The organism is Providencia sp. wls1914, assembly GCF_009706645.1.
Lineage (GTDB): Bacteria > Pseudomonadota > Gammaproteobacteria > Enterobacterales > Enterobacteriaceae > Providencia > Providencia zhijiangensis.
Genome location: NZ_WLUN01000012.1, coordinates 1 through 25,846, shown reverse-complemented (window position 1 = coordinate 25,846; position 25,846 = coordinate 1). Strand labels below are relative to the sequence as shown.

Annotated in this window: 17 protein-coding genes and 3 pseudogenes; 14 read left to right on the top strand and 6 right to left on the bottom strand. The window is 45.7% G+C overall.

The window, feature by feature from the left end; genetic code table 11:
- Positions 1–62: 62 nt before the first annotated feature.
- Genes gyrB through dnaA form a run of 4 tightly spaced genes read right to left on the bottom strand, consistent with a single transcriptional unit; the run spans position 63 to position 6,097 of the window.
- On the bottom strand, positions 63–2,477 hold the full coding sequence (gene gyrB / locus GKR74_RS08240; RefSeq protein WP_036950665.1) for a DNA topoisomerase (ATP-hydrolyzing) subunit B: 2,415 nt from the start codon (positions 2,475–2,477) through the stop codon (positions 63–65).
- Positions 2,478–2,495: 18 nt separating this feature from the next.
- Complete coding sequence (gene recF, locus GKR74_RS08235) at positions 2,496–3,590, bottom strand: DNA replication/repair protein RecF (RefSeq protein WP_036950667.1); 1,095 nt, start codon at positions 3,588–3,590, stop codon at positions 2,496–2,498.
- Between the two features lie 9 nt (positions 3,591–3,599).
- Positions 3,600–4,700, bottom strand: a complete 1,101-nt coding sequence (gene dnaN, locus GKR74_RS08230) for a DNA polymerase III subunit beta (protein ID WP_132496996.1) — start codon at positions 4,698–4,700, stop codon at positions 3,600–3,602.
- Between the two features lie 5 nt (positions 4,701–4,705).
- On the bottom strand, positions 4,706–6,097 hold the full coding sequence (gene dnaA / locus GKR74_RS08225) for a chromosomal replication initiator protein DnaA (protein WP_181477752.1): 1,392 nt from the start codon (positions 6,095–6,097) through the stop codon (positions 4,706–4,708).
- Positions 6,098–6,899: 802 nt separating this feature from the next.
- Between dnaA and rpmH the strand changes: the two genes are divergently transcribed.
- From rpmH to mnmE, 5 genes and pseudogenes are all read left to right on the top strand, one after another.
- Positions 6,900–7,043 (top strand): 50S ribosomal protein L34, encoded by a 144-nt coding sequence (gene rpmH, locus GKR74_RS08220; protein WP_004906236.1) that lies wholly within the window; start codon positions 6,900–6,902, stop codon positions 7,041–7,043.
- An 18-nt stretch (positions 7,044–7,061) separates the two neighbouring features.
- Positions 7,062–7,466 (top strand): annotated as a pseudogene (gene rnpA, locus GKR74_RS08215) (ribonuclease P protein component).
- A complete protein-coding gene (yidD, locus tag GKR74_RS08210) occupies positions 7,385–7,645 on the top strand; it encodes a membrane protein insertion efficiency factor YidD (RefSeq protein ID WP_006660611.1) in 261 nt (86 codons plus the stop codon). The pseudogene rnpA and the gene yidD overlap by 82 nt, the downstream one beginning before the upstream one ends.
- 2 nt (positions 7,646–7,647) lie before the next feature.
- Positions 7,648–9,309, top strand: a complete 1,662-nt coding sequence (yidC, locus tag GKR74_RS08205) for a membrane protein insertase YidC (protein ID WP_154603203.1) — start codon at positions 7,648–7,650, stop codon at positions 9,307–9,309.
- 111 nt (positions 9,310–9,420) lie between these two features.
- On the top strand, positions 9,421–10,785 hold the full coding sequence (mnmE, locus tag GKR74_RS08200; RefSeq protein WP_154603202.1) for a tRNA uridine-5-carboxymethylaminomethyl(34) synthesis GTPase MnmE: 1,365 nt from the start codon (positions 9,421–9,423) through the stop codon (positions 10,783–10,785).
- Positions 10,786–10,888: 103 nt separating this feature from the next.
- On the opposite strand, the gene fdhD is transcribed toward mnmE, so the two are convergent.
- Positions 10,889–11,719 carry a formate dehydrogenase accessory sulfurtransferase FdhD gene (gene fdhD, locus GKR74_RS08195; protein ID WP_154603201.1) on the bottom strand — a complete coding sequence of 277 codons (831 nt, stop codon included), beginning with the start codon at positions 11,717–11,719 and terminating at the stop codon, positions 10,889–10,891.
- Between the two features lie 175 nt (positions 11,720–11,894).
- Between fdhD and fdnG the strand changes: the two genes are divergently transcribed.
- The 3 genes and pseudogenes from fdnG to fdoI all read left to right on the top strand — a co-directional run bounded on the left by fdnG (position 11,895) and on the right by fdoI (position 16,551).
- Positions 11,895–14,942, top strand: coding sequence for a formate dehydrogenase-N subunit alpha (gene fdnG, locus GKR74_RS08190; protein ID WP_154599595.1), 3,048 nt, complete (start codon positions 11,895–11,897; stop codon positions 14,940–14,942).
- Positions 14,943–14,953: 11 nt separating this feature from the next.
- Positions 14,954–15,967, top strand: a pseudogene (gene fdxH / locus GKR74_RS08185) (formate dehydrogenase subunit beta).
- Complete coding sequence (gene fdoI, locus GKR74_RS08180; protein ID WP_036950687.1) at positions 15,895–16,551, top strand: formate dehydrogenase cytochrome b556 subunit; 657 nt, start codon at positions 15,895–15,897, stop codon at positions 16,549–16,551. Before fdxH ends, fdoI begins: the two are co-directional and overlap by 73 nt.
- A 74-nt stretch (positions 16,552–16,625) precedes the next feature.
- Here the strand turns inward: fdoI and GKR74_RS08175 are convergent, their stop codons facing one another.
- Positions 16,626–17,279 carry a YoaK family protein gene (locus GKR74_RS08175; RefSeq protein WP_154603199.1) on the bottom strand — a complete coding sequence of 218 codons (654 nt, stop codon included), beginning with the start codon at positions 17,277–17,279 and terminating at the stop codon, positions 16,626–16,628.
- Positions 17,280–17,592: 313 nt separating this feature from the next.
- Between GKR74_RS08175 and fdhE the strand changes: the two genes are divergently transcribed.
- From fdhE to GKR74_RS08145, 6 genes and pseudogenes are all read left to right on the top strand, one after another.
- Positions 17,593–18,528 carry a formate dehydrogenase accessory protein FdhE gene (gene fdhE, locus GKR74_RS08170; RefSeq protein WP_154603198.1) on the top strand — a complete coding sequence of 312 codons (936 nt, stop codon included), beginning with the start codon at positions 17,593–17,595 and terminating at the stop codon, positions 18,526–18,528.
- 37 nt (positions 18,529–18,565) lie between these two features.
- Positions 18,566–20,002: pseudogene (selA, locus tag GKR74_RS08165) on the top strand (L-seryl-tRNA(Sec) selenium transferase).
- The gene (selB, locus tag GKR74_RS08160; RefSeq protein ID WP_154603196.1) at positions 19,954–21,822 is read left to right on the top strand and encodes a selenocysteine-specific translation elongation factor; all 1,869 of its coding nucleotides are present in this window, start codon (positions 19,954–19,956) and stop codon (positions 21,820–21,822) included. The pseudogene selA and the gene selB overlap by 49 nt, the downstream one beginning before the upstream one ends.
- Positions 21,823–21,897: 75 nt before the next feature.
- Positions 21,898–23,574 (top strand): LTA synthase family protein, encoded by a 1,677-nt coding sequence (locus GKR74_RS08155; RefSeq protein WP_154603195.1) that lies wholly within the window; start codon positions 21,898–21,900, stop codon positions 23,572–23,574.
- A gap of 65 nt (positions 23,575–23,639) precedes the next feature.
- On the top strand, positions 23,640–24,641 hold the full coding sequence (locus tag GKR74_RS08150; protein WP_108479134.1) for an NAD-dependent epimerase: 1,002 nt from the start codon (positions 23,640–23,642) through the stop codon (positions 24,639–24,641).
- Between the two features lie 60 nt (positions 24,642–24,701).
- Positions 24,702–25,846: nucleotide sugar dehydrogenase (locus GKR74_RS08145; protein WP_154603194.1), on the top strand; the 1,145-nt coding region annotated here is incomplete at its 3' end.

Below are 25,846 nucleotides of genomic sequence, written 5' to 3'. Positions count from 1 at the left end.
AAATAAAAAAATAACCCTATACCGAAGTATAGGGTTATTCAATGACTTGGCTGGAAAATCGATTAAATATCGATGTTCGCGGCTTTTAAGGCGTTCTCTTCGATAAAGGCACGGCGAGGCTCAACCGCATCCCCCATCAGGGTAGTGAACAGCTGGTCAGTTGCAATGGCATCTTTGACCGTCACACGCATCATGCGGCGAGTTTCGGGGTTCATGGTGGTTTCCCAAAGTTGTTCTGGGTTCATTTCACCAAGGCCTTTATAACGCTGCACGGATAAACCACGACGAGATTCACGGCTTAACCAATCTAATGCTTGCTCGAAGTTGTCGATATTCTGGCGACGTTCACCGCGTTGAATATAAGCACCTTCTTCGATTAATCCACCGATGATGTCACCTAATTCGGTGATACGGCGGTATTCGCTGCCATGAACGAAGTCGAAATCGAGGTTGTAGTCGCTATCAACACCATGGGTACGGATACGAATGGTTGGTTCGAATAGCTGACGCTCGCGGTTTTCGTGAATGATATAGCTGTAAGAGCTACCCGCTTGCTCGTTCTCTTCTAAACGCGCCACTAAGGTTTTCGCCCACTCTTCAACTTGCGCACTATCTTTCAGTGCTTCTTCAGTCAGTGTGGATTGATACACTAAGCTGTTCAGCAGCGCTTGTGGGTACAGGCGCTCAAGACGGCGGATAATACGGTGCGCTGCATTGTATTCAACAACCAGTTTTTCCAGTTGTTCACCTTTCATGGCTGGGGCTTCTGCACTTAAGTGCAGCTCAGCGCCATCCAGCGCGATAGAGATCAAATAGTCATCCATCGCTTCGTCGTCCTTAATGTATTGCTCTTGTTTACCGCGTTTCACTTTATACAGTGGTGGCTGAGCAATAAAGATATGACCACGTTCAACGATTTCTGGCATTTGGCGGTAGAAGAAGGTCAACAGTAACGTACGAATGTGCGAACCATCGACGTCGGCATCCGTCATGATGATGATGCTGTGATAACGCAGTTTGTCTGGGTTATATTCATCACGACCAATACCACAGCCTAATGCGGTGATCAGTGTCGCAACTTCTTGAGAAGAGAGCATTTTATCGAAACGCGCTTTTTCCACGTTCAGGATTTTACCTTTCAGTGGCAAAATTGCTTGGTTCTTACGGTTACGACCTTGTTTTGCAGAGCCGCCCGCAGAGTCCCCTTCCACTAAGTATAATTCAGATAATGCAGGGTCACGTTCTTGGCAGTCTGCCAGTTTACCCGGCAAGCCTGCTAAATCTAATGCCCCTTTACGGCGGGTCATTTCACGCGCTTTACGTGCAGCTTCACGGGCACGCGCAGCATCAATGATTTTGCCCACAACGATTTTAGCGTCGTTTGGATTTTCTAATAAATACTCAACCAGCTTCTCGTTCATCATGGTTTCTACAGCGGTTTTCACTTCTGAAGAAACGAGTTTTTCTTTGGTCTGAGAAGAGAATTTTGGATCTGGCACTTTCACAGAAATAACGGCAATTAAGCCTTCACGCGCATCGTCACCTGTTGCGTTGACTTTGCTTTTCTTCTGGTAGCCTTCTTTTTCCATGTAGTTGTTTAGGGTACGGGTCATCGCAGCACGGAAGCCCGCTAAGTGGGTTCCGCCATCGCGCTGAGGAATGTTGTTAGTAAAGCAGTAAACATTCTCTTGGAAACCGTCGTTCCACTGCATGGAAACTTCCACGCCAATACCGTCTTTCTCAGTGGAGAAATAGAATACGGATGGGTGAATTGGGGTTTTGTTGCGGCTCAGGTACTCAACGAAGGCCTTGATCCCACCTTCGTAGTGGAAATGGTCTTCTTTGCCATCACGTTTATCAATTAAACGGATGGAAACCCCTGAGTTTAAGAATGAAAGTTCACGTAAGCGTTTTGCCAGAATGTCGTATTCGAATTCAGTGACACCTTTGAAGGTATCCATGCTTGGCCAGAAACGTACGCGAGTCCCTGTCTGGTCAGTTTCACCGACGACAGTCAGAGGACCTTGTGGTTCACCGTGTTTGTACACTTGTTCGTGGACTTTACCGTCACGGCGGATCACTAATTCAAGTTTTTCAGATAAGGCGTTAACAACCGAAACACCTACACCGTGCAAACCACCGGAAACTTTATAGGAGTTGTCGTCAAATTTACCGCCAGCGTGCAGAACGGTCATGATAACTTCTGCAGCGGAGACACCTTCTTCTTCGTGGATGCCAGTAGGGATACCACGTCCATCATCTTGGACAGAGACGGAGTTATCGGCATGGATAGTGATGACGATATCGTCACAGAAACCTGCTAAGGCTTCATCGATAGCGTTATCCACAACCTCGAAGACCATGTGATGAAGACCTGTTCCATCGTCGGTATCACCGATATACATGCCCGGGCGCTTACGCACCGCATCCAGTCCTTTTAATACCTTGATACTTGAGGAGTCATATGTATTCGACATCAACGTTTCCTGCTCTTTCTATTCCTGAGGTTGAACTTCTATTTTGCCTTGCTCTACACTAAACATCTTACTGTTGGCATCAATCATATCATTGACTTGCGCCGGTGTAATAGCACTTACAAACACTTGTGCTTGCGTAGCTTTGAGTCGAGCCGCTAATAATTGCCGGCGACCAGAATCAAGTTCTGAAGCAAAATCATCCAGTAGATACAGGCATTGTTGCCCGCTCTGTTGGGTGAAATATTCACCCTGCGCTAACCTGAGTGCACACATTAATAATTTCAGTTGGCCGCGAGAGAGCATATCTTCAACGGGAATGCCGTTGGCTCGAATTCGCAGGTCAGCTTTATGTGGCCCCGATGCGGTGTAGGTTAACGCTCTATCGCGCTCAAACTGCCGCTCTAACTGTTCTGAATAATCAATTTCTTTGTCCCAACCACGTTGGAAAGAGACTGAAAGTGAAAATTCGGGTAAAAATTGTTTGCAGGTTTGCTCAATATTTTCTGCGATACCTGCAATATACTCGCCGCGCCACTGGCTAATTTGTTCGGAAATTGGAGCGAGTTGCTGATCCCAATGGCGAATTTGCTCATAACGAGTCACTTGTCGTAAAGCCGCATTTCGCTGCTTTAACAAACGTTTTAAGTCCGACCACGTCGAGAAAAAGAGGGCTTCATTATGAAAGCATCCCCAATCGATAAACGCACGTCGATATTTTGGACCGCCGTTCAGCAAGGTAAACCCTTCAGGGGTAATGAGCTGCATTGGCAATAACTTTGCGAGTTCTGCAATTTTATGCCCGTCGGTACCATCAATTCGGACTTTACTGTCGCCTTCGCGGTTTTTACTCAAACCCAGCGACAATGTTTTACGTTCGGTGTCTGAGTGCCCCAGTTTACCATGTAAAATAAATTGTTCTTGGTCATGACGGATAACTCTGTTCGCCTGAATGCTGCGAAAGGCCCGTCCATGTCCAAGTGTATAAATTGCTTCCAGTACACTTGTTTTGCCACTCCCATTAGGCCCAATTAAAAAATTGAACCCAGTTGCAAGGGAGAGATCGGCGTCTTCTATATTACGAAAATCGCGGATCAATAAACGCGAAAGGATCATACGGACTGATTACAAACGCATTGGCATAACAACATAGACCGCAGAGCGGCTTGCTGAGTCTTCAATTTGTACGCTAGAAACGGCATCCGTTAAAAACAGTGTGACATTTTCGCTTTTCAGCGCGTTCAAGACGTCGAGGATGTAACTGACGTTAAAGCCAATTTCCATCTCACCACCTTGGTAATTAACATCAACAATTTCTTCCGCTTCTTCTTGCTCAGGGTTATTCGCCGTAATGCGTAATTGGTTTTCACTGAAGAATAAGCGTACGCCACGGAATTTTTCGTTAGATAAAATTGCTGCGCGTGAGAAAGCTTGTTTGAGCAAATCACAGCGAGCTTCTAAGGTTTTATCTGGATTCTTTGGCAGAACGCGGCGGTAGTCAGGGAAACGACCGTCAACGAGTTTAGAGGTAAAGATAAAGTCGCCAACATGGGCGCGAATATTGTTGCTACCAATTTGTAGCTGCAATAATGCGTCGCCGCCATCGAGTAGGCGCATCAATTCCATGACACCTTTGCGAGGTACGATCACAGAATGTGATGGCAATTCTTGACCAATATCCATTGAGCAAACTGCAAGCCGGTGACCATCTGTGGAGACAGTTCTCAGCATTTGCCCTTCAGTTTCAAACAGCATGCCGTTCAGGTAATAACGAACGTCTTGGTGTGCCATTGAAAACTGGGTCGCTTCAATTAAACGTTTCAGTATGGATTGAGGCAGAGAAAATTCGACTTCGCTTTGCCAGTCATCTAAGTTCGGGAAGTCAGCAGCAGGTAAAGTAGATAATGAGAAACGGCTGCGCCCAGAGCGGACAAGCAGTCGGTCATCATTAAGCTCGACTTGGATTTCAGAACCTTCCGGTAAACCACGCCAAATATCAAAAAACTTGCGCGCAGGCACCGTGGTGGCACCAATTTCATGCTCACGAGTGAGCGGAACATTGGCCATCATCTCCATTTCTAGGTCGGTTCCCGTCAGTTGCAGGGCACCTTCTTTTACGTGAAGTAAAAGGTTTCCTAAAATAGGCAACGTTGGACGTCCACCTAAAGGGCCACTAACCTGTTGTAACGGTTTTAATAACTGCTCGCGTTCTATAATAAATTTCATAGCAATTAAGATGATAATGTTCTGATTAGATTTGAAAAATCTTCTTTGATGTCATGGCTTTCTTCTCGTAATTGTTCAATTTTACGACAAGCGTGCAACACCGTGGTGTGGTCACGACCGCCAAAAGCATCCCCGATTTCAGGTAAACTATGGTTTGTCAGCTCTTTCGCCAGTGCCATTGCCATCTGACGCGGACGAGCGACAGAACGAGAACGACGTTTAGAAAGTAAATCAGCGACTTTGATTTTATAGTACTCAGCAACAGTTTTCTGAATATTATCAATAGTTACCAGCTTTTCTTGCAGTGCTAATAGGTCACGTAACGCTTCTCGAACAAAATCGATAGTGATAGCGCGACCGGTAAAATTCGCGTTAGCGATAACGCGGTTTAATGCACCTTCTAACTCACGCACATTAGAACGTAAGCGTTTTGCGATGAAAAATGCCACTTCACCGGGCAGTTGGATTTCGTTCTCATCGGCTTTTTTCATCAAAATAGCCACACGGGTTTCTAACTCGGGTGGTTCAATCGCAACGGTCAAACCCCAGCCGAAACGGGACTTTAATCTATCTTCCACGCCGTTGATCTCTTTTGGATAACGGTCGGAGGTTAAAATAATTTGTTGATTGCCTTCAAGCAGGGCGTTGAATGTATGGAAAAATTCTTCTTGTGAACGCTCTTTGTTGGCAAAAAATTGAATATCATCAATCAGTAAGGCATCAACAGAACGGTAATAACGTTTGAATTCTTCAATGGCGTTATTCTGCAATGCTTTGACCATATCTTGTACAAATCGTTCAGAATGCATATAGACCACGCGGGCGTTGGCCTTGTGCTGCATAATGCTGTTACCCACGGCGTGTAATAAGTGCGTTTTACCTAAACCCGTTCCACCATAAAGGAACAGTGGGTTATATGCGCCGCCAGGGTTTTCAGCAACTTGCCTCGCTGCCGCACGAGCCAGTTGGTTTGATTTACCTTCAACGAAGTTATCAAACGTGTGTTTTGGGTTCACATTCGAACGGTATGACACGTCTGGCTGAACTTTAGTTGAGTTATCCCAACTTGGTTTTACTGGTGCAGATGGCGCGGCGAACGCAGGCATTTCATTATTAGTGCGTACTTGAGGGCTCACCGGCGCGATGGTCATCGGTTTGTTGCCTACTTCAAAGTGTAGAGCAGGGGCATCAGAACCGCAAAAGTCATTCAATAATTCATTGATATTATTGATGTACTTATCTCTCACCCAATCAAGGACGAAACGATTCGGGGCATACAGTGCCAGTGTATTATCGTTTAATTCAGCTTGAAGAGGGCGTATCCACATACTGAATTCTGTGGCAGGTAGTTCATCCTGCAATCGGGCAAGACATTGCTGCCAAAGCGAAAGTGACACGTTGGACTCCCCTAACAAGGTCAATGAAACAAGAATTACGGATTTCGTTAAGAATTTTTTACTGGCAACTATTCCATTAGTCACTTTTCGTGGTCACTAAGAGAATAGGGGGCCAGAGAAGGTGTTTGACTAACTTTTACTCACCATATCTATCCACAGCATATTCCTGATCCTCCGATCAGAAATAGACCTGCGATCATACCGCAAAATTCACTCAAGATCTCCATTCTTTTACACAGTTTTTATGCTTTTTATCCACAGGCAAATGTGATAAGGCGGCTCTGGTAGGGGAGAATTTTGCTGGGTGATCGCGGGCAACGACAAATTTTCCACATGTCTGGGGATAACTTTAGCCTATATATAGAAATAATCTCCCAAGATCAAAAAATATTTTCGGATCCCGCTAAGATCCTTGCGCTTTAGGGAGGAGTCCGTATAATCTTCCTCCCTGTGTACACTGCGAATGTCACTTTTTATGATGAATTTAGGCAGCATGGTTTTATGGGTAACGTCAATAAACGCTTGAGTTGATTGAAAGTTAAACTGTTAGACTTGCCTAAAAGGCAGCATAAATGAGTTCCATACGTAGCTTGTCACGGCACATATCGGCAAACCGGTCAGCCAGGTTTAAATAAAAAGTGGTTTGATTACGTCATTTTATTGACGTGACCCCCTATGTTTTATTACAATCCTGCCTCTTTCTATATTGTTGCGATAGAGGCACAGGTGTAAATCAGTTTCCACTGGTTGCCAACGCGTTTACTGAATCAGTAATAAATTTTAAAGTTAGGTAGAAATCGTTATGAAACGCACTTTTCAACCGTCCGTACTGAAGCGCAACCGTTCACACGGTTTCCGTGCTCGTATGGCCACTAAAAATGGTCGTCAGGTTCTGGCTCGCCGTCGTGCTAAAGGCCGCGCTCGTCTGACCGTTTCATCTAAGTAATAAAGCTAGCCCTCTATAGTGGTTACGCTCGCTTTTACCCGGGAGTTACGTTTGTTAACTCCCAGGCATTTCGACAATGTCTTCAAGCAGCCGCAGAGGGCGAGTTCCCCAGAGATAACAATCCTTGGTCGCCTTAACGAGCTGGGGCATCCCCGCATCGGTCTTACCATCGCCAAAAAAAATGTTAAACGAGCCCATGAGCGTAATCGTATTAAACGATTAGCCCGTGAATATTTTCGTTTGCATCAACATGAGTTGCCTTCAATGGACTTTGTGGTTCTGGTTCGCAGAGGGGTAGCCGATCTCGACAATCAACAGATTACGGAATCATTGGATAAGTTATGGCGTCGTCACCGTCGCTTGGCTCAAAAGTCCTGATCATGCTGATCAGAGGTTACCAACTGGCTATTAGTCCGTTGTTAGGACCTCGTTGTCGTTTCAATCCCACATGCTCTAATTACGGAATTGAGGCATTGCGCAGGTTTGGTATGCTAAAAGGTAGTTGGTTAACTGCCAAACGCGTATTAAAATGCCACCCTTTACACGCTGGTGGAGATGATCCTGTCCCACCTAGAAAAACTGATGATAATAGAGAATTATAACGATGGATTCCCAACGCAATCTTCTACTCATCGCTTTGTTGTTCGTGTCGTTCTTAGTTTGGCAGGCTTGGGAGAGCGATAAAGTTGCTCAGGAAACCAAGGCTGTTCAAGTTTCTCAGCAAAAGACGGACATGCCGAGCAGTGCAAGCAATGATGGTCAAGCGGTCACAGGTAGTGAACAAGGTAAGCTTATTGCCGTTAAAACCGACGTACTTGATATTCGTATCAATACTCGTGGTGGTGATATCGATGAGGCTGACCTGTTAGCCTATCCAGCAACCCTGAATTCACCAAACCCATTCCGTTTATTGGAAACCACACCAGGTTTTGTTTATCAGGCACAAAGTGGTCTGATCGGTCCTCATGGTCCAGACAACCCAGCGAATAACAATGGTCAACGCCCTCTTTATACATCAGAAGCAGCAAGCTTTGAGTTAAAAGATGGTCAAGACGAATTACGCATTCCGATGTCCTTCACCGATAATAACGGTGTGGTTTATCAGAAAACGTACATTCTGAAGCGTGGCAAATACACTGTTGATGTTGAATACAACATTCAAAACCCAACTGCACAGCCTTTAACGCTTGCGTTCTTCGGGCAATTAAAGCAAACCATCGCTTTACCAGAACAACGTGACACTGGCAGCAGTAACTTTGCTCTGCACACCTACCGTGGTGCGGCTTACTCTTCTGATGAAAATAACTATAAAAAATATAGTTTCAGTGACATCGAAGATAAAAACTTAAGCCTGACAACCAAAGGTGGTTGGGTCGCGATGCTGCAACAATACTTTGCAACTGCGTGGATCCCGGCTTCTTCTGAGCAAAGCACTTTCTACACCATTGATCTCGATAAGAAATCAGCCATCGTTGGTTATAAGAGTGAACCTCTGACCATCGCATCAAATGGTGCTGCGACCTACTCTTCTACACTGTGGATTGGTCCTGAAATTCAGTCAGAAATGGCGGAAGTTGCTCCTCATTTAGACTTAACCGTAGATTACGGTTGGTTATGGTTTATCTCTCAGCCACTGTTCAAACTGTTGAAATTCATTCACGGTTTCGTCGGTAACTGGGGTATTGCCATCATCGTTATCACCTTTATCGTCCGTGGTATTATGTACCCGCTGACTAAAGCGCAGTACACCTCAATGGCGAAAATGCGTTTACTGCAACCTAAACTGGCTGCAATGCGTGAGCGTATTGGTGACGATAAACAACGTATGAGCCAAGAAATGATGGCGCTGTACAAATCAGAAAAAGTAAACCCACTGGGTGGTTGTTTACCGCTGCTGATTCAAATGCCAATCTTCCTTGCGTTGTACTACATGTTGATGGGTTCTGTTGAACTGCGTCACGCACCGTTCTTTGGTTGGATCCAAGACTTGTCTGCACAAGACCCGTACTACATCCTGCCAGTGCTGATGGGTGTGACGATGTTTGTTATCCAAAAGATGTCACCAACGACTGTGACTGACCCAATGCAGCAGAAGATCATGACTTACATGCCAGTCGTGTTTACCGTGTTCTTCCTGTGGTTCCCATCAGGTCTGGTTCTGTACTATATCGTGAGCAACTTAGTCACCATTATCCAGCAGCAGGTTATTTACCGTGGTCTGGAAAAACGTGGCTTACATAGCCGTGATAAGAAAGCGAAGAAATAATCTAAATTCCAATCGAGTTTAGAGGGCTTCACAAAGCCAGATTCTATAGTAAAATTGAGGCGATCCATTTAGGGTCGCCTCAATTTTTTTAGTCATAGACAGAGAAACATCATGCAAATCAACGATACTATCGTCGCACAGGCAACCGCTCCCGGTCGTGGTGGGGTTGGAATTTTACGTGTATCCGGCCCGCAAGCAGCCCTTGTTGCTGAAACAGTACTCGGAAAGTTACCGAAGCCGCGCTATGCCGATTATCTGCCATTTCTTGATGCAGATGGTTCTGTCCTTGACCAAGGGATTGCAATTTACTTCCCCGGCCCAAACTCATTCACAGGGGAAGATGTTCTTGAACTACAAGGACACGGTGGCCCAGTTATCCTCGATTTATTACTTAGAAGAATTCTGACTATTGCCAATATTCGTATTGCCAATCCGGGGGAATTTTCTGAGCGTGCATTTTTAAATGACAAACTCGATTTAGCGCAAGCTGAAGCGATTGCCGACCTGATTGATGCGAGTTCAGAGCAAGCGGCGCGTTCAGCGATGAACTCTTTGCAGGGTGCTTTTTCCTCCCATATTCATCAATTGGTGGAAGCACTCACTCACTTGCGCATCTATGTGGAAGCGGCGATTGATTTTCCAGATGAAGAAATTGATTTCCTATCTGACGGTAAAATTGAAGCCAAATTAAACGAAGTGGTCGCAGACTTAGAAGACGTACGCTCACAGGCTCGTCAAGGGAGCTTGCTGCGCGAAGGCATGAAAGTGGTGATTGCAGGTCGCCCAAATGCAGGAAAATCGAGTTTACTCAATGCGTTAGCAGGTCGTGAAGCCGCGATTGTGACGGATATTGCAGGTACCACTCGTGATGTGTTGCGCGAACATATTCATATCGATGGTATGCCGCTGCACATTATTGATACCGCAGGTTTACGTGAAGCCAGCGATGAGGTAGAGCGCATCGGTATCGAACGCGCATGGAAAGAGATCGAGCAAGCCGACCGTGTTCTATTTATGGTAGACAGCACTACGACGGATGCCACTGAGCCACAAGAGATTTGGCCTGAATTTATGGCTCGCTTGCCAGAAACATTGCCAGTCACGGTTATTCGTAACAAAGCGGATAAAACGGGAGAGTCGATTGAATTTGTCGCTGATGCCCGTTACCCACTGATCCGTTTATCAGCCCGTGAAGAAAAGGGTATCGATTTGCTGCGCGATCACCTCAAAGAGACCATGGGCTTTAATAGCAATACAGAAGGCGGTTTCCTTGCCCGTCGTCGCCACTTACAAGCACTGAACAATGCCGCCACTCACCTTGCACAAGGCTATGACCAGTTAGTGAATGCTCGCTCTGGTGAGCTATTGGCTGAAGAGCTACGCTTAGCTCAGCAAGAACTGAGCGAAATCACCGGTGAATTTACCTCCGATGATTTGTTAGGGCGTATTTTCTCGAGTTTCTGTATTGGTAAGTAATTAAGTGAAATAAAAAACAAAAACCATTTTCCTGACATCGGGAAAATGGTTTGAGTCCACAGAAATTGCTAGTGAATTCATTTAAGCGGTGAGTAGATATAGGCTAGTCAATCACCCGGCTCGGATGGGTAAACACGGTGGCTTTACCTTGGCGGCAAAAACCCACTAGCGTTAAATTCGCTTTCTCAGCGACTTCAATCGCCAATGACGTGGCGGCTGAAACCGCAAACAGAATTTCCGCACCGCAGCTTGCGGCTTTTTGTACCATCTCATAACTTGCGCGGCTGGAGACTAAAATCGCCCCTTGCTGCCAGTCTGAACGGCTTTTCATTCCGAGCAATTTATCTAACGCCACATGGCGACCCACATCTTCGCATCCGCCCACTAAGTGACCTTCAGGAGAGATCCACGCAGCCGCATGAGTGCAACCCGTTAATGCGCCAATTTCTTGAACTGTCTTCAATTCTTGTAGGGCGTTATCGAGATAAGATAATGAGAATGTTTGAGTGAATGGCAGCGGAGTGATAGGCTTAAATATCTCATCGAGCTGTTCTGTACCACAAATACCGCAGCCAGTTCGCCCAGTCAGATTACGACGACGCTCTTTGAGCGCCATAAAACGGCGGCTTGATAACTCAATATGAACTTCAATGCCTCGGTGACAACCTTGCGCAATATCAATTCCGCGAATTTCATCACGGGATTGTATTATCCCTTCTGATAATGAAAATCCGACAGCAAAATCTTCCAGATCTTTGGGTGTCGCCATCATTACCACATGAGATATCCCGTTATAAACGAGAGCGACAGGGACTTCCTCCGCAACGAAATCATTAACCAGTGAACCGAGGTTATTTTTTTGTTGCACGATTGTGGATTGAACGCCGATCATTTTAGATAATTTAGGGTTATTTGTAGTATTTGTTTCATACATTAGATGAATTCCTATCACTAATGATACATAATATTCGATATGGGTAAAAAGAATTTACACCATTGATCAGGCAATGAACCTGAATACGTAAGGAAGACGTTGAATAAGAACAGTTTACCTCAAATTTTGTGACGAAGTTAGGTAAACATGAGCAATGTATATGAGGAGATCCCCCATGCAAGTCAGCAGAAGGCAGTTCTTTAAGATCTGCGCTGGCGGTATGGCAGGTACAACGGCAGCAGCGCTGGGTTTTGCTCCAGCAACTGCATTAGCCTCTACACGCCAGTATAAATTACTGCGTGCTAAAGAGACTCGAAATACCTGTACCTACTGTTCTGTCGGCTGTGGGCTGTTAATGTACAGCCTAGGTGATGGCGCGAAGAATGCGAAAGAAAGCATTTTTCATATCGAAGGGGACCCGGATCATCCGGTAAACCGTGGTGCACTTTGTCCTAAAGGTGCAGGATTAATCGACTTTATCCACAGTGAGAGTCGACTCAAGTATCCAGAAGTTCGCGAACCAGGCACTAACGAATGGAAACGCATCACTTGGAACGACGCGTTTGACCGCATCGCCAAGTTAATGAAAGAAGACCGTGATGCAAACTTCATTAAACAGAATAAAGATGGTGTAACGGTCAACCGTTGGTTAACCACCGGTATGCTGTGTGCATCAGCGGCAAGTAACGAAACAGGTTTTGTAACCCAAAAATTTAGTCGCGCCCTCGGCATGCTTGCCGTGGATAACCAAGCGCGTGTCTGACACGGACCAACGGTAGCAAGTCTTGCTCCAACATTTGGTCGCGGTGCGATGACCAACCACTGGGTTGACATTAAAAACGCAAACCTGATCGTCGTTATGGGCGGTAATGCGGCAGAAGCGCATCCAGTCGGTTTCCGCTGGGCGATGGAAGCGAAAATCCACAATAAAGCAAAATTAATCGTTATCGATCCACGCTTTACCCGTACTGCGGCTGTGGCGGATTTTTACACGCCTATCCGTTCAGGTACCGATATTGCCTTCCTGTCAGGTGTTATCAAATACTTGCTGGATAACGAAAAAATTCAACGTGAATACGTTGAGGCGTACACCAACGCTAGCTTAGTTATCCGTGAAGACTTTGGTTTTGATGACGGTCTGTTCACCGGTTACGATGCAGAAAAACGTCAATACGACAAGACCACGTGGAACTACGAGATGGATGAGAACGGCTTAGCGCTGCGCGATCCGACTCTGAAAAATCCACGTTGTGTTCTGAACTTATTGAAAGAGCACGTGAGCCGTTATACCCCAGAAGTGGTTAACAACATCTGTGGTACGCCAATCAAAGACTTCTTACAAGTCTGCGAATACATTGCAGAAACTAGCGCGAAAGACAAAACAGCGTCCTTCTTATATGCGCTGGGTTGGACTCAACACACCGTTGGTGCGCAGAACATTCGTACCATGGCGATGATCCAGTTACTGCTTGGTAACATGGGTATGTTAGGTGGTGGTGTGAACGCACTGCGTGGACACTCCAACATCCAAGGTCTGACTGACTTAGGTCTGTTATCTCAGAGCTTACCGGGTTACCTGACATTACCATCAGAAAAGCAAACAACTTTAGAAAGCTATTTAGCGGCGAATACACCAAAAGCGACCGTTGCTGGTCAGGTGAACTATTGGGGTAACTACCCTAAATTCTTCGTCAGCTTAATGAAAACTTTCTATGGTGATAAAGCGCAGAAAGAGAATAACTGGGGCTTCGACCTGTTACCTAAGTGGGATCAGGGTTACGACGTTCTACGTTATTTCGAAATGATGGATAAGGGCGAAGTTAACGGCTATATCTGCCAAGGCTTTAACCCATTAGCCTCATTCCCGAACAAGAATAAAGTCTCGAAATCGCTTTCTAAGCTGAAATTCTTAATTACTATCGACCCGCTGAACACAGAAACTGCAAACTTCTGGCAAAACCACGGCGAAATGAACGATGTGAAACCGGAAGAGATTCAAACCACCGTGTTCCGTCTGCCATCTTGCTGTTTCGCTGAAGAAAACGGTTCAATTGTTAACTCAGCACGTTGGTTACAGTGGCACTGGAAAGGTGCGGACGCCCCGGGTGAAGCTATCAGTGATGGTGAAATCCTGTCGGGTATCTACCATCGCCTGCGTCAAATGTATGAAACCGAAGGCGGCGCAGCACCTGAACAGGTTCTGAGCATGACTTGGGATTACCTCGACCGCGATAATCCAACGCCGGAAGAAGTGGCTCAAGAAAGTAACGGTTACGCATTAGAAGACCTGAAAGATGCCGACGGTAACGTGATTGTGAAAAAAGGCGAACTGCTTAGCTCGTTTGCTCAATTACGTGATGACGGTACAACAGCAAGCGGCTGCTGGATCTTCTCTGGTAGCTGGACGCCGAAAGGTAACCAAATGGCTAACCGTGATAACTCCGACCCAACCGGTCTGGGTAACACATTAGGTTGGGCATGGGCATGGCCACTGAACCGTCGTGTGATTTATAACCGTGCATCTGCTGATCCAATGGGTAAACCATGGGATCCGAAGCGCCAAATCCTTGAGTGGAATGGTAGCAAGTGGGTAGGTATGGATATTCCAGACTACAGCACAGCAGCGCCGGGAAGCGGTGTCGGTCCATTTATTATGCAGCCTGAAGGTATGGGTCGTTTATTTGCACTGGATAAGATGGCAGAAGGTCCATTCCCAGAGCATTACGAACCAATCGAAACGCCGCTGGATACTAACCCGCTGCATCCAAATGTGGTGTCAAACCCTGCAGCTCGTGTGTTTAAAGACGACTGGGCGCAAATGGGTAAAGCGACTGAGTTCCCATACGTGGGTACCACTTACCGCTTAACTGAGCACTTCCACTATTGGACGAAGCACGCGCTGTTAAATGCCATTATCCAACCTCAACAGTTCATTGAAATTGGTGAACGTTTAGCGAAAGAAAAAGGCATCGAGCAAGGCGATACGGTTAAAGTCAGTTCTAAACGTGGTTACATCAAAGCGAAAGCCGTGGTCACTAAACGCATTAAAACCCTGCAAGTGGATGGAAAAGACATCGATACCATCGGTATTCCAATTCACTGGGGCTTTGAAGGTGTTGCAGTGAAGGGCTTTATCACCAACACATTAACGCCATATGTGGGTGATGCGAATACTCAGACGCCGGAATTTAAATCATTCCTTGTCAACGTGGAAAAGGTGTAAGGAGATAAATTATGTCAATGCAATCTCAGGACATTATTCGTCGCTCGGCCACCAATTCCCTGACGCCCGCACCTCAGGTGCGGGACTATAAGGAAGAAGTTGCAAAGCTGATTGACGTCACAACCTGTATCGGCTGTAAAGCGTGTCAGGTTGCGTGTTCCGAATGGAACGATATCCGTGACAAAATCGGAACAAACGTTGGGGTGTATGACAACCCAACGGATTTAACCGCTAAGTCATGGACAGTCATGCGCTTCTCTGAAGTGGAAGAGAACGATAAATTTGAATGGCTGATCCGTAAAGATGGCTGTATGCACTGTGCTGATCCGGGTTGCCTGAAGGCATGTCCGTCAGAAGGCGCAATCGTCCAGTACAAAAACGGTATCGTGGATTTCCAATCTGAACACTGTATCGGCTGTGGTTACTGTATCGCGGGTTGCCCGTTCAACGTGCCACGCATCAACAAAGAAGACAACCGCGCATACAAATGTACGCTGTGTGTCGACCGTGTTGAAGCCGGACAAGAGCCTGCTTGTGTGAAAACATGTCCAACTGGCGCTATCCATTTTGGTAGCAAAGAAGACATGATTGGCATGGCTGGCGAACGTGTTGAAGAGCTGAAAACTCGTGGTTATGCAAACGCAGGTTTATACGATCCACAAGGTGTGGGCGGTACGCACGTTATGTACGTATTGCACCATGCGGATAAGCCGCAGTTGTATCACGGATTACCAGAAAACCCGACCATCAGCCCAACAGTTACCTTCTGGAAAGGTATCTGGAAGCCGATTGCTGCGGTTGGTTTTGCGGCAACATTTGCGGCGGCAATTTTCCACTATGTGGGAATTGGTCCAAACCGCGTCTCCAAGAAAGATGAAGAAGAGGCTCTAGAAGATTTGCACAACGCAATGTCGTCTGACACTTCGAAATCAAAAGAAGGGGAGGATCAGAAATGATGCCAGATGATAACGACAAAATTATTCGCCACAAACCGATTGAAAGGATCAATCACTGGGCGGTTGTAATTTGCTTCTTGTTCACGGCTATCAGCGGACTGGGCTTTTTCTTCCCATCGCTGAACTGGTTTATGAACATTTTAGGCACGCCACAACTGTCTCGAATTTTGCATCCATTCGTGGGTACGGCGATGTTCTTGCTGTTCGTCTTTATGTTCTTCCGTTATTTCCACCATAACTTCATTAATAAAGAAGATATCAAATGGGGGAAAAATATCGGTAAGGTACTGAAAAACGAAGAAGCTGGCGACGTGGGCCAATATAACCTCGGTCAGAAAGGGGTGTATTGGGTAGTCACTATCTGCTTACTGGCATTGGTTGTCACTGGCGTGATTATGTGGCGTCCATTCTTCGCGGACTACTTCCCAATTCCAGTGTACCGCGCAGCGATTCTGATTCACTCGCTGTCAGCCATTGGCTTGATCCTGATGATTGTTGTGCATGCGTATGCGGCAATTTGGGTCAAAGGATCTGTGCGTGCGATGGTTGAAGGTTGGGTAACACGTGGTTGGGCGAGAAAGCATCACCCACGCTGGTACCGCGAGCTAGTTGCTAAAGAGAAACAGCAACAAGAGCAGCAAGAGAAAAACTAAGGTTTTTTATCTCGATGAATCAAGCCCACAACATTGATTGTGGGCTTTTTTTTCTATCACTAAAATAGATAGTGCTAATCACGGATTGTGAAACTGTAAATTAGCGCACATCCCAAGAGAACTAATACAGCAGAAAACCCGACATACTGGTAATTCACCGATAAAATCCCGCCCGCTAATCCCCCCGTAATAAAAGAGAGTACCGCTAAGAGTAAAACTTTTTTGCTACTGTCTCCTGGCACATTTTTCAAAAAGGCATTAATGCAGGATGTGGTCATGCCGGTAACATAGGTGGAGTGGATCCCAACCGTGCCCGCCTTATTAAAATAACCATTTTGAATGCCCATTGATAAGCTGATCAGCAAAATGGCTAAATCAGGTGAATACAAAGGCTGGATGAAAAAATAAATAGTGAAAACACCACTAAATATTAAAAATACCAGACCTAGAACAAAGCGATATAACACAATTGCGCTATGCTTGAGCCGAATCCAAGAACCTAAAAATGTTCCTGCAAAAAATCCTAATATGGAAATTGCGGAGAGTAGCAACATGCCAATATTCATTTTGGCGAGGTAAATCATACTTAAAATGCTATTTCCTGTCAGATGGCCAGTAAACACCTCAAAGATGACAAATGAGCAGGCATCGACAAATCCGCCAATAAAGGCAAGCAATAAAAAGAAGGGTGTGTGAGACTTCGCTTCGAAGTGAAATAATGACGACATATTATTGCCCTTTATGCGGATAGAGAGCACACCATTATAGGTGCCAATTGGATTAACATCATGGGAATAACAGTATTTATATCAAATAAAAATGCCTTAATACCAATTTGTTATTTCCACAGACAAACTAGGGTTAACAACGGTGAATATTCGGAGGGCTAGAGTAGCCTATCAGTGACTTTTGTTTTATCCTGACGGGTACAACGGCAAGACTTGCTGGTTAATCGAATATTTTCTTAGAGGCTTGCGGGGAAATGCGAATAGGCAATTTCTCGGGGTAAGTTGTTATAAAAAATATAAAAGAGAGAGAGCAATGGGTATTCGTATCGTCCCGAAAGAAGAATTAGGTCAAGAGAGATTAAAAGAGAAAGGCATCGGTTTTATTCCGCCTGTTTTATTCCCGAATTTAAAAAGCCTTTATCAACGTCGTGCAGAAAGATTAAAAGAGTTAGGCGTTGGTGAACATCCTTTTGCAGATTATCTGAACTTCGCTGCGGAAGTGGCAACGGCGCAAAATAATGCGCAGCATGACAATCCATTAGAGATGGATATGGAAGCGGTTTTAGCACGTTCAATGGCAACGAATACCGCACCATTAGATGCAAAAACATTCCCACGCACTGGTCACTGGCACAAATTATTACGTTCAATCATCGCCGAATTGATGCCGATCGTGCCAGATTCTGTTCGTACTGCCCTCGAAAACTTAGAAAAAGCCTCAGAAGCTGAACTCGAAGAGATGGCAACTGCGCTGTTAAACGAACAGTTTGAAAAAGTCCCTGCGGATAAATCCATGTTCATTTGGGCGGCATTGTCTGTCTATTGGGCACAAATGGCGGCCAATATCCCAGGTAAAGCTCGCGCAGAGCACGGCGATCATCGTCATTACTGCCCAGTGTGCAACAGCATGCCAGTCTCCAGCATTGTACAAATTGGAACTAGCCAAGGTTTGCGCTATTTACACTGCACACTGTGTGAAACAGAGTGGCACATGGTTCGTGTGAAATGCAGTAACTGCGAACAAACTCGCGATCTTAACTACTGGTCACTGGATGATGAAAATGCGGCAGTGAAAGCGGAAAGCTGTGGTGACTGCGGTAGCTATCTGAAAGTGTTATACCAAGAGAAAGAAGCCAAAGTGGAAGCGGTAGCGGATGATTTAGCTTCGATCATTTTAGATGCGCGTATGGAAGAAGAAGGTTTTGCTCGTAGCAGCATTAACCCATTCTTATTCCCGGGCGAAAAATAATCTGTTAGCTGCACAGTAAGAAAAGAGAAGAGTGACTATGGATGAATCGAATGTCGCGCTATACCGCCAGTTACCTGCCATCGACAAGCTTTTACAATGCGATGAAGCACAGATATTGGTGGAAAAATCGGGTCTGCATTGGGTAACAGAATGCCTACGTGAAATGCAGGAACAAGCGCGAGCGTCTATTGCACAAGACGGATGTTTGCCGGATTGGCACGGTGATTGGTTAGCAGAACTTTCTGTTCGCCATGATGAGTTGCAACACAGTGCGTTAAAAAACGTCTTTAATTTGACGGGGACTGTGTTGCACACCAACCTAGGGCGTGCAGTGATGTCCAACTCTGCTATTCATGCTGTTTCGCAAGTGATGAGTTCACCAGTCACGTTAGAATATTCTCTTGATGGCGCAACGCGAGGGCATCGCGACCGCGCCATTGCTGATTTACTGTGCCAACTCACAGGGGCAGAAGATGCCTGTATTGTGAATAACAATGCGGCGGCGGTTTTACTGCTATTAGCCACGGTAGCCCCGCAGCGCGAGGTGATTGTCTCTCGCGGTGAGCTGGTGGAAATTGGGGGCGCATTTCGTGTTCCCGATGTAATGGCACAGGCAGGCTGTAAATTGGTTGAAGTGGGCACTACTAACCGAACCCATTTACGGGATTATGAAAATGCCATTAATGACCAAACTGGGTTGTTAATGAAGGTGCATACCAGTAACTACAGCATTGAAGGCTTTACCGCGGAAGTTGAAGGGGAAGAGCTGGCTGTTTTAGGGCAAAAATACCAATTACCGACAGCGATTGATTTAGGCAGTGGGTCGATGATTGATATGACCGCGTATGGATTGCCAGCGGAGCCGATGCCACAAGCATATTTATCTCAAGGCATTGATTTGGTCTCTATTTCAGGAGACAAATTACTGGGAGGGCCTCAAGCGGGGATCATTCTCGGTAAGAAAAAATGGATTGATGCCATTCAAAAACACCCTTTAAAACGCGCCCTTCGCGTAGATAAAATGGTGCTTGCTGCGTTAGAAGCGACGCTAAAACTCTATCTAACCCCAGAAAAACTCACCACTGAACTGCCGACATTACGTTGGCTAACTCGTTCCCAAGAAGAAATTAGGCAGAGTGCCGAGAATATCCTCGTGAAGCTGCAAGCCTATTATGGGGATCGCTTCTTTGTCGAGGCTGAGCCTTGCTTATCGCAAATCGGTAGTGGCTCTCTTCCCGTTGACCGATTACCCAGCTATGCGATTACATTCGCGCCTCTTGATGGAAAAGGCGGTAATTTAGAGCGCCTTGCCAGCCACTGGCGTCAATTACCTCAGCCTGTTATCGGGCGTTTAAAAGAGGGCAAACTGTGGCTAGACCTACGTTGCCTTGAGAATGAACACGAATTAGTGCAGGCGTTATTGTCATGATTTTTGCGACAGCCGGTCATGTTGACCATGGTAAAACATCGTTAATTCAAGCGCTGACTGGCGTGAACACCGCGCATCTTCCAGAAGAGAAGAAACGTGGAATGACTATCGACCTCGGCTATGCATATTGGCCACAATCTGATGGTAGCTCAATCGGTTTCATTGATGTCCCCGGACACGAAAAATTCCTCGCGAACATGTTGGCGGGGATCGGTGGGGTTAATCATGCCCTACTGGTGGTGGCGTGCGACGATGGAATCATGGCGCAAACCCTTGAGCATTTGTCGATTTTACGACTTGCGGGTTGCCAAGATGTCTCGGTGATTTTAACTAAAGCCGACCGTGTTGATGAGCCGCGAGTGGCAGAGGTCACTCAACAGGTTCACACTGAACTGCGTCGCCAAGGCTGGTTGAATGCGCCACTATTTATCACTTCAGCAAGTACAGGGCTAGGCATTGATGCACTGCGCCAATACTTGCAGCAACTGCACCAACAACACAATTCCTCTACTGACCTGCAACAGCGTTTCCGTTTAGCCATCGACCGTATTTTCCATGTGAAAGGAGCGGGGATTGTGGTTACGGGAACGGCGCTTGCGGGTAAAGTAATTGTGGGTGAATCCTTATGGGTTACGGGGGCTGATACTTCGGTTCGTATTCGTGGTATTCATCGCCAAAATCAAGTCGCTGAGTTTGCTCAAGCGGGGGATCGCGTCGCGCTGAATTTAACGGGGAACATCGATAAAGAATCGATAACCCGCGGTGATTGGCTGCTGGCGGAGCAACCTGCTTTTATCGCTTCTCGAGTGATAGTGGAGTTGACCTGCGATGCGCCACTCAAGCATTGGCAACCCGTGCATCTTTACCACGGTGCAAGTCACATTACAGGGCGGGTCTCTTTGCTGACGGAATCAGGCGAAACGCCGATGTTGGCCGAGCTGATTTTAGATACGCCACTGTGGCTGGTGGATAATGACCGATTAATTATTCGCGATATTAGTGCGCGACACACCTTGGCTGGTGCGCGTGTTATTCGCTTAGTCTCTCCGCGTCGTGGTAAGAGACAGCCTGAGTTCCTCGATTGGTTATCTCGTTTATGTGCAACGGATGATGAGCTGACACAGCTTAACCTACAGTTACCCAGCGGTGAGCTAGACTTAAACAGTTACGGTTGGTCGCGTCAGTTAACTCAGTTGGCATTAGATTCCTTGCTGGAACAAGTTGATATCGTCCGTGTCGGCGATGTCGTACTTTCTGCGTTTAAGGCGCAGGTTGCCAAGGATAAATTGATTCAATCCCTCGAAAACTTCAATGAAGTTCATAGTGACCAGATTGGTGTGGGTAAAGCGCGATTGAAACGGATGGCGCTACCCACGATGGATGAAACCTTAGTATTCAAATTGATTAATGATTTGATTGCAGAGGGGGCGATTAAGCAGACTCGTGGCTGGCTGCATATGCCGCAGCATGGGCTAGTGTTTGATGCCAAGCAGCAAGGTATTTGGCAACAAGTGGAAGGGCTGTTCACGCATCCTGAAGCTCGTTGGGTACGCGATATTGCCGTAGAAACGGGTCACGATGAAGATACTATTCGCCGTATATTGAAAAAAGCTGCACAAATGGGGCTGATCGTGGCGATTGTGCGTGATAGGTATTATAGCAGCGAACAGATCCGTCAATTTGCCCAAATTATTTCGTGCCACTGTGCTGAGCACGAGGTGATTTTTGCCGCTGATTTTCGTAATGAATTGGGTATTGGTCGCAAACTGGCGATTCAAATTCTCGAGTTTTTTGATAAAAGCGGCTTTACTCGTCGTAAAGAAGATGGGCATTATTTACGAGACAAAGGCATTTTTGTTGAATAAATTGTAGGGTTTCCGCCATTATAATGCTGGCAGTTTTATTAACCTCGATACCTTTTTGTGAATTGTGGAAGTCAAATGAATAAAAAACTAATTGCGAGTATTTATCTGGCGCTGATTTTTATTGGCTCGCTATTTTTAGTCTTTGAAAAAAGTGGCGTTATTTATCCTGGTCTGATTTCCATTTGTGTTTACGCTGTCATATTTGGTGTTTTATTTACAGTTACTGCTCGCTGGGTTTTCTCTGCAATTATTACGAGTACTCTGTTTATTATCATCAAAATCTTTAACCAGTTGAAAGTTCACTATTATAAAGAGCAACTTTTCTTTACTGATATTAATTTGATGACGGATACTTCCAACTTAGGGACATTAGGCCACTATTGGTTGGCGGGGGTGGCGGTACTTGCGTTATTTATTCTGCTTATCATCAACGGTGTGATCAGTTGGCGTTTATCTACACCATGTAAACGCAAGGTATCACGCGTGGTTAGTGTGCTCATGGTCATCGTGGGCTACTTCGGGGCGGATTGGGCAAGTGCGCATTACTTTGATAAATGGTCACAAACCTTGCCCAAAGGCCGCGGTACAGTGACTAACTTGGTGATGTCTGCACAGAATGCGAAATACAAATCACCGCATTTTGTCGGTGATGCGAGCTATTTTGAGCAAAAGGCTGAGAATGTTTCTTTAGCAAACAATGTTTCTGTGGCAAATAATGTACAAACCGAAAAGCCTGACATTCTGCTGTTATTACAAGAATCTACGGTTGACCCAAAAGTTTATGATTTACCTGCGGGAACGAAACTGCCAGAGTTATTTATGTTCCAGCAAGATGCCAATTTAACTGCACATAGTCCGATGCGCGTACAAACCTTTGGTGGTGGAACATGGTTATCTGAGTTTTCCGCATTAACGGGGTTAAATAGCGATGATTTCGGGGCACAAAAAAGTGGTGTGTTCTATTTTGTGGTCGATCATTTAAATAACAGCTTATTTAAAGAGATGAAAGCCAACGGTTATTATACGGTTGTCCTAACACCGTTTAATAAAGGGGCTTATCATTCTGGTCACGCTTATGAAACGCTGGGCGTTGATCGTATCATTCAGCCTCAAGAGTTAGGCTATCCCGGTAAGTTGCAAGATAATTTATGGACGATCAGCACGGAAGATATGCTGAAGTACGTGAAAGAAATTTTGGCAACAGAAACGGACAAGCCCGTCTTTATTTTTGCACTAACCATGTATGAACACGGGCCTTATAAAGAAGGGCACAGTGATGATTACGGAATTAAAGATAAGCTAGATAATAAAGATTCTGCGGGCGAATTTAGTCATTATATGGAAAAAATCGTCCACTCCGACGATGCGATTCGTGACTTTGTTTCGTTTATGGAAAAGCGGCAGCGTCCAATGATGTTCCTCTATTTTGGAGACCATCAACCGGGGATCAGCTTAGATAAATATCAGTCCACATTATCGTCCCCTGCTTATGCGACGCAGTTTACCCTAAGAGATAATCTCAAAGCGGGTACCGAAATTAAAACGGGTGAGTTAACGGATATTTCATTCCTTGGCGGCATGCTGCTGGAACGCGCAAATTTGAAAGTTTCGCCATTCTATGAAGCGAACATTAAGATGCGCCATTTATGCGACGGTAAACTGAATGACTGTGAAGATAAGCAGTTACTCGATGGTTATCGCCACTATATTTATCATGTGCTCGGTGTCGCCAATAAAGATGAGACCAAGTAGTTTATCTCTAATTAGTGCTAGAATGTTGATAAACCATCATTTAATAACGTAAGAAGATAACGAATATGAAATATTTGGTCACGGGAAGTGCCGGGTTTATTGGTTTTAGATTGTGTCAAAGACTGTTAGAAAGTGGGCATGAAGTTATCGGTATCGATAATATGAACGCCTATTATGATCAGGGATTGAAACAGTCTCGACTGCATATTCTTGAACAATATCCGCAGTTCCGGTTTATTCCTCTTGATATCACTGACCGCGAAAAAGTGCTGGTGCTGTGTACTCAAGAGAATTTTGACCGCGTTATCCACCTTGCCGCACAGGCAGGGGTGCGTTACTCATTACAAAACCCATTTGCCTATGCTGATAGCAATCTGAATGGGCATTTGGCGATTTTAGAAGGCTGCCGCCAAGCGAAAGTGAAACACTTGGTGTATGCCTCTTCAAGTTCGGTGTATGGCGTAACCGACAAAATGCCATTCACCACCGATATGTCCACCGATCACCCTATTTCATTGTACGCCGCAACCAAAAAAGCCAATGAGTTAATGGCGCACTCTTATTCGCATCTTTATCAGCTGCCGACGACAGGTTTACGCTTTTTCACCGTGTATGGCCCGTGGGGACGCCCGGATATGGCACTGTTTAAATTCACCAAAGCTATCTTAGCGGGTGAACCTATCGATGTTTATAATAACGGCGATCTTAGCCGTGATTTCACTTTCATTGATGATATTGTCGAAGGTGTTATTCGCGTTTCAGATATAATTCCGCAAGCAGACCCGCAAAATCGTTCTGATTCGCCAGCGCAAAGCAGCGCACCTTACCGCATTTATAATATTGGTAATGGGCAGCCAGTGAAGCTGATCGATTTTATTTCTGCATTGGAAAATGCGTTAGGAAAAGAAGCCATTAAGAACTTCTTACCGATGCAAGCGGGAGATGTTTACACGACATGGGCAGACACCGAAGACCTGTTTAACGTCACCGGCTATCGCCCACAAGTTTCTATTGAACAGGGTGTTCAGGCATTTGTTGACTGGTATAAATCGTATTATCACCGTTAATACTGACCATCGATATCATAAACCACCTGAAATATCCGCAGAAGGATTTGAGAGGCAACTTTGAAAATAGCAATCGCAGGTACCGGCTACGTCGGTCTGTCTAACGCCATGTTACTGTCCCAACACCACGAAGTGGTGGCGGTGGATATCATTCCTGAAAAAGTGGCGATGCTTAATAATAAGCAATCCCCAATTATCGATACCGAAATCGAACAGTTTTTAACGGAAAAACAGCTTAATTTCCGTGCAACCGAAGATAAAGTCGAAGCCTATACTGGCGCGCAATACGTGATTGTGGCGACCCCGACAGACTACGACCCAAAAACTAACTACTTCAACACCAATTCAGTGGAATCCGTTATTCACGATGTGAACAAACTGAATCCAGACGCGACCATTATCGTCAAATCTACTATTCCAGTGGGCTTTACGGAGCGTCTGCGTGAAGAGTTCGGTTACACCAACGTGATTTTCTCCCCAGAATTCTTACGTGAAGGTCGCGCGCTGTGGGATAACTTGTACCCGTCCCGTATCGTGGTGGGCGAGCGCTCTGAACGCGCACAGATTTTCGCTGACTTGCTGTTAGAAGGCGCGATTAAGAAAGATGTGCCGGTGCTGTTTACTGATGGCACTGAAGCCGAAGCGGTCAAATTATTCGCCAACACTTTCTTAGCCATGCGTGTGGCATACTTCAATGAATTAGACACTTACGCAGAAAGCCGTGGCTTAAATGCGCGTCAAATCATTGAAGGGGTTTCTTTAGACCCACGTATCGGCAGCCACTACAATAACCCATCCTTCGGTTACGGCGGTTACTGCTTACCAAAAGACACTAAGCAGTTACTGGCGAACTACGACGATGTACCGAACAACCTAATTAACGCGATTGTCGAATCTAACCGCACGCGTAAAGACTTTATCTCGGATGCGATTATTGCTAAAGCACCGCGTAAAGTGGGTGTGTATCGCTTAGTGATGAAAGCGGGCTCCGATAACTTCCGTGCCTCTGCGGTGCAGGGTGTGATGAAGCGTATCAAAGCCAAAGGAATTGAAGTGGTGGTTTACGAGCCAGTACTCAAAGAAGATGAATTCTTCCGTTCGAAAGTTATCCGTGATTTAGAAACGTTCAAAGCAGAAAGCGACATTATTCTGGCAAACCGTATGGTGCCTGAACTGGATGATGTGGCGGACAAAGTCTATACCCG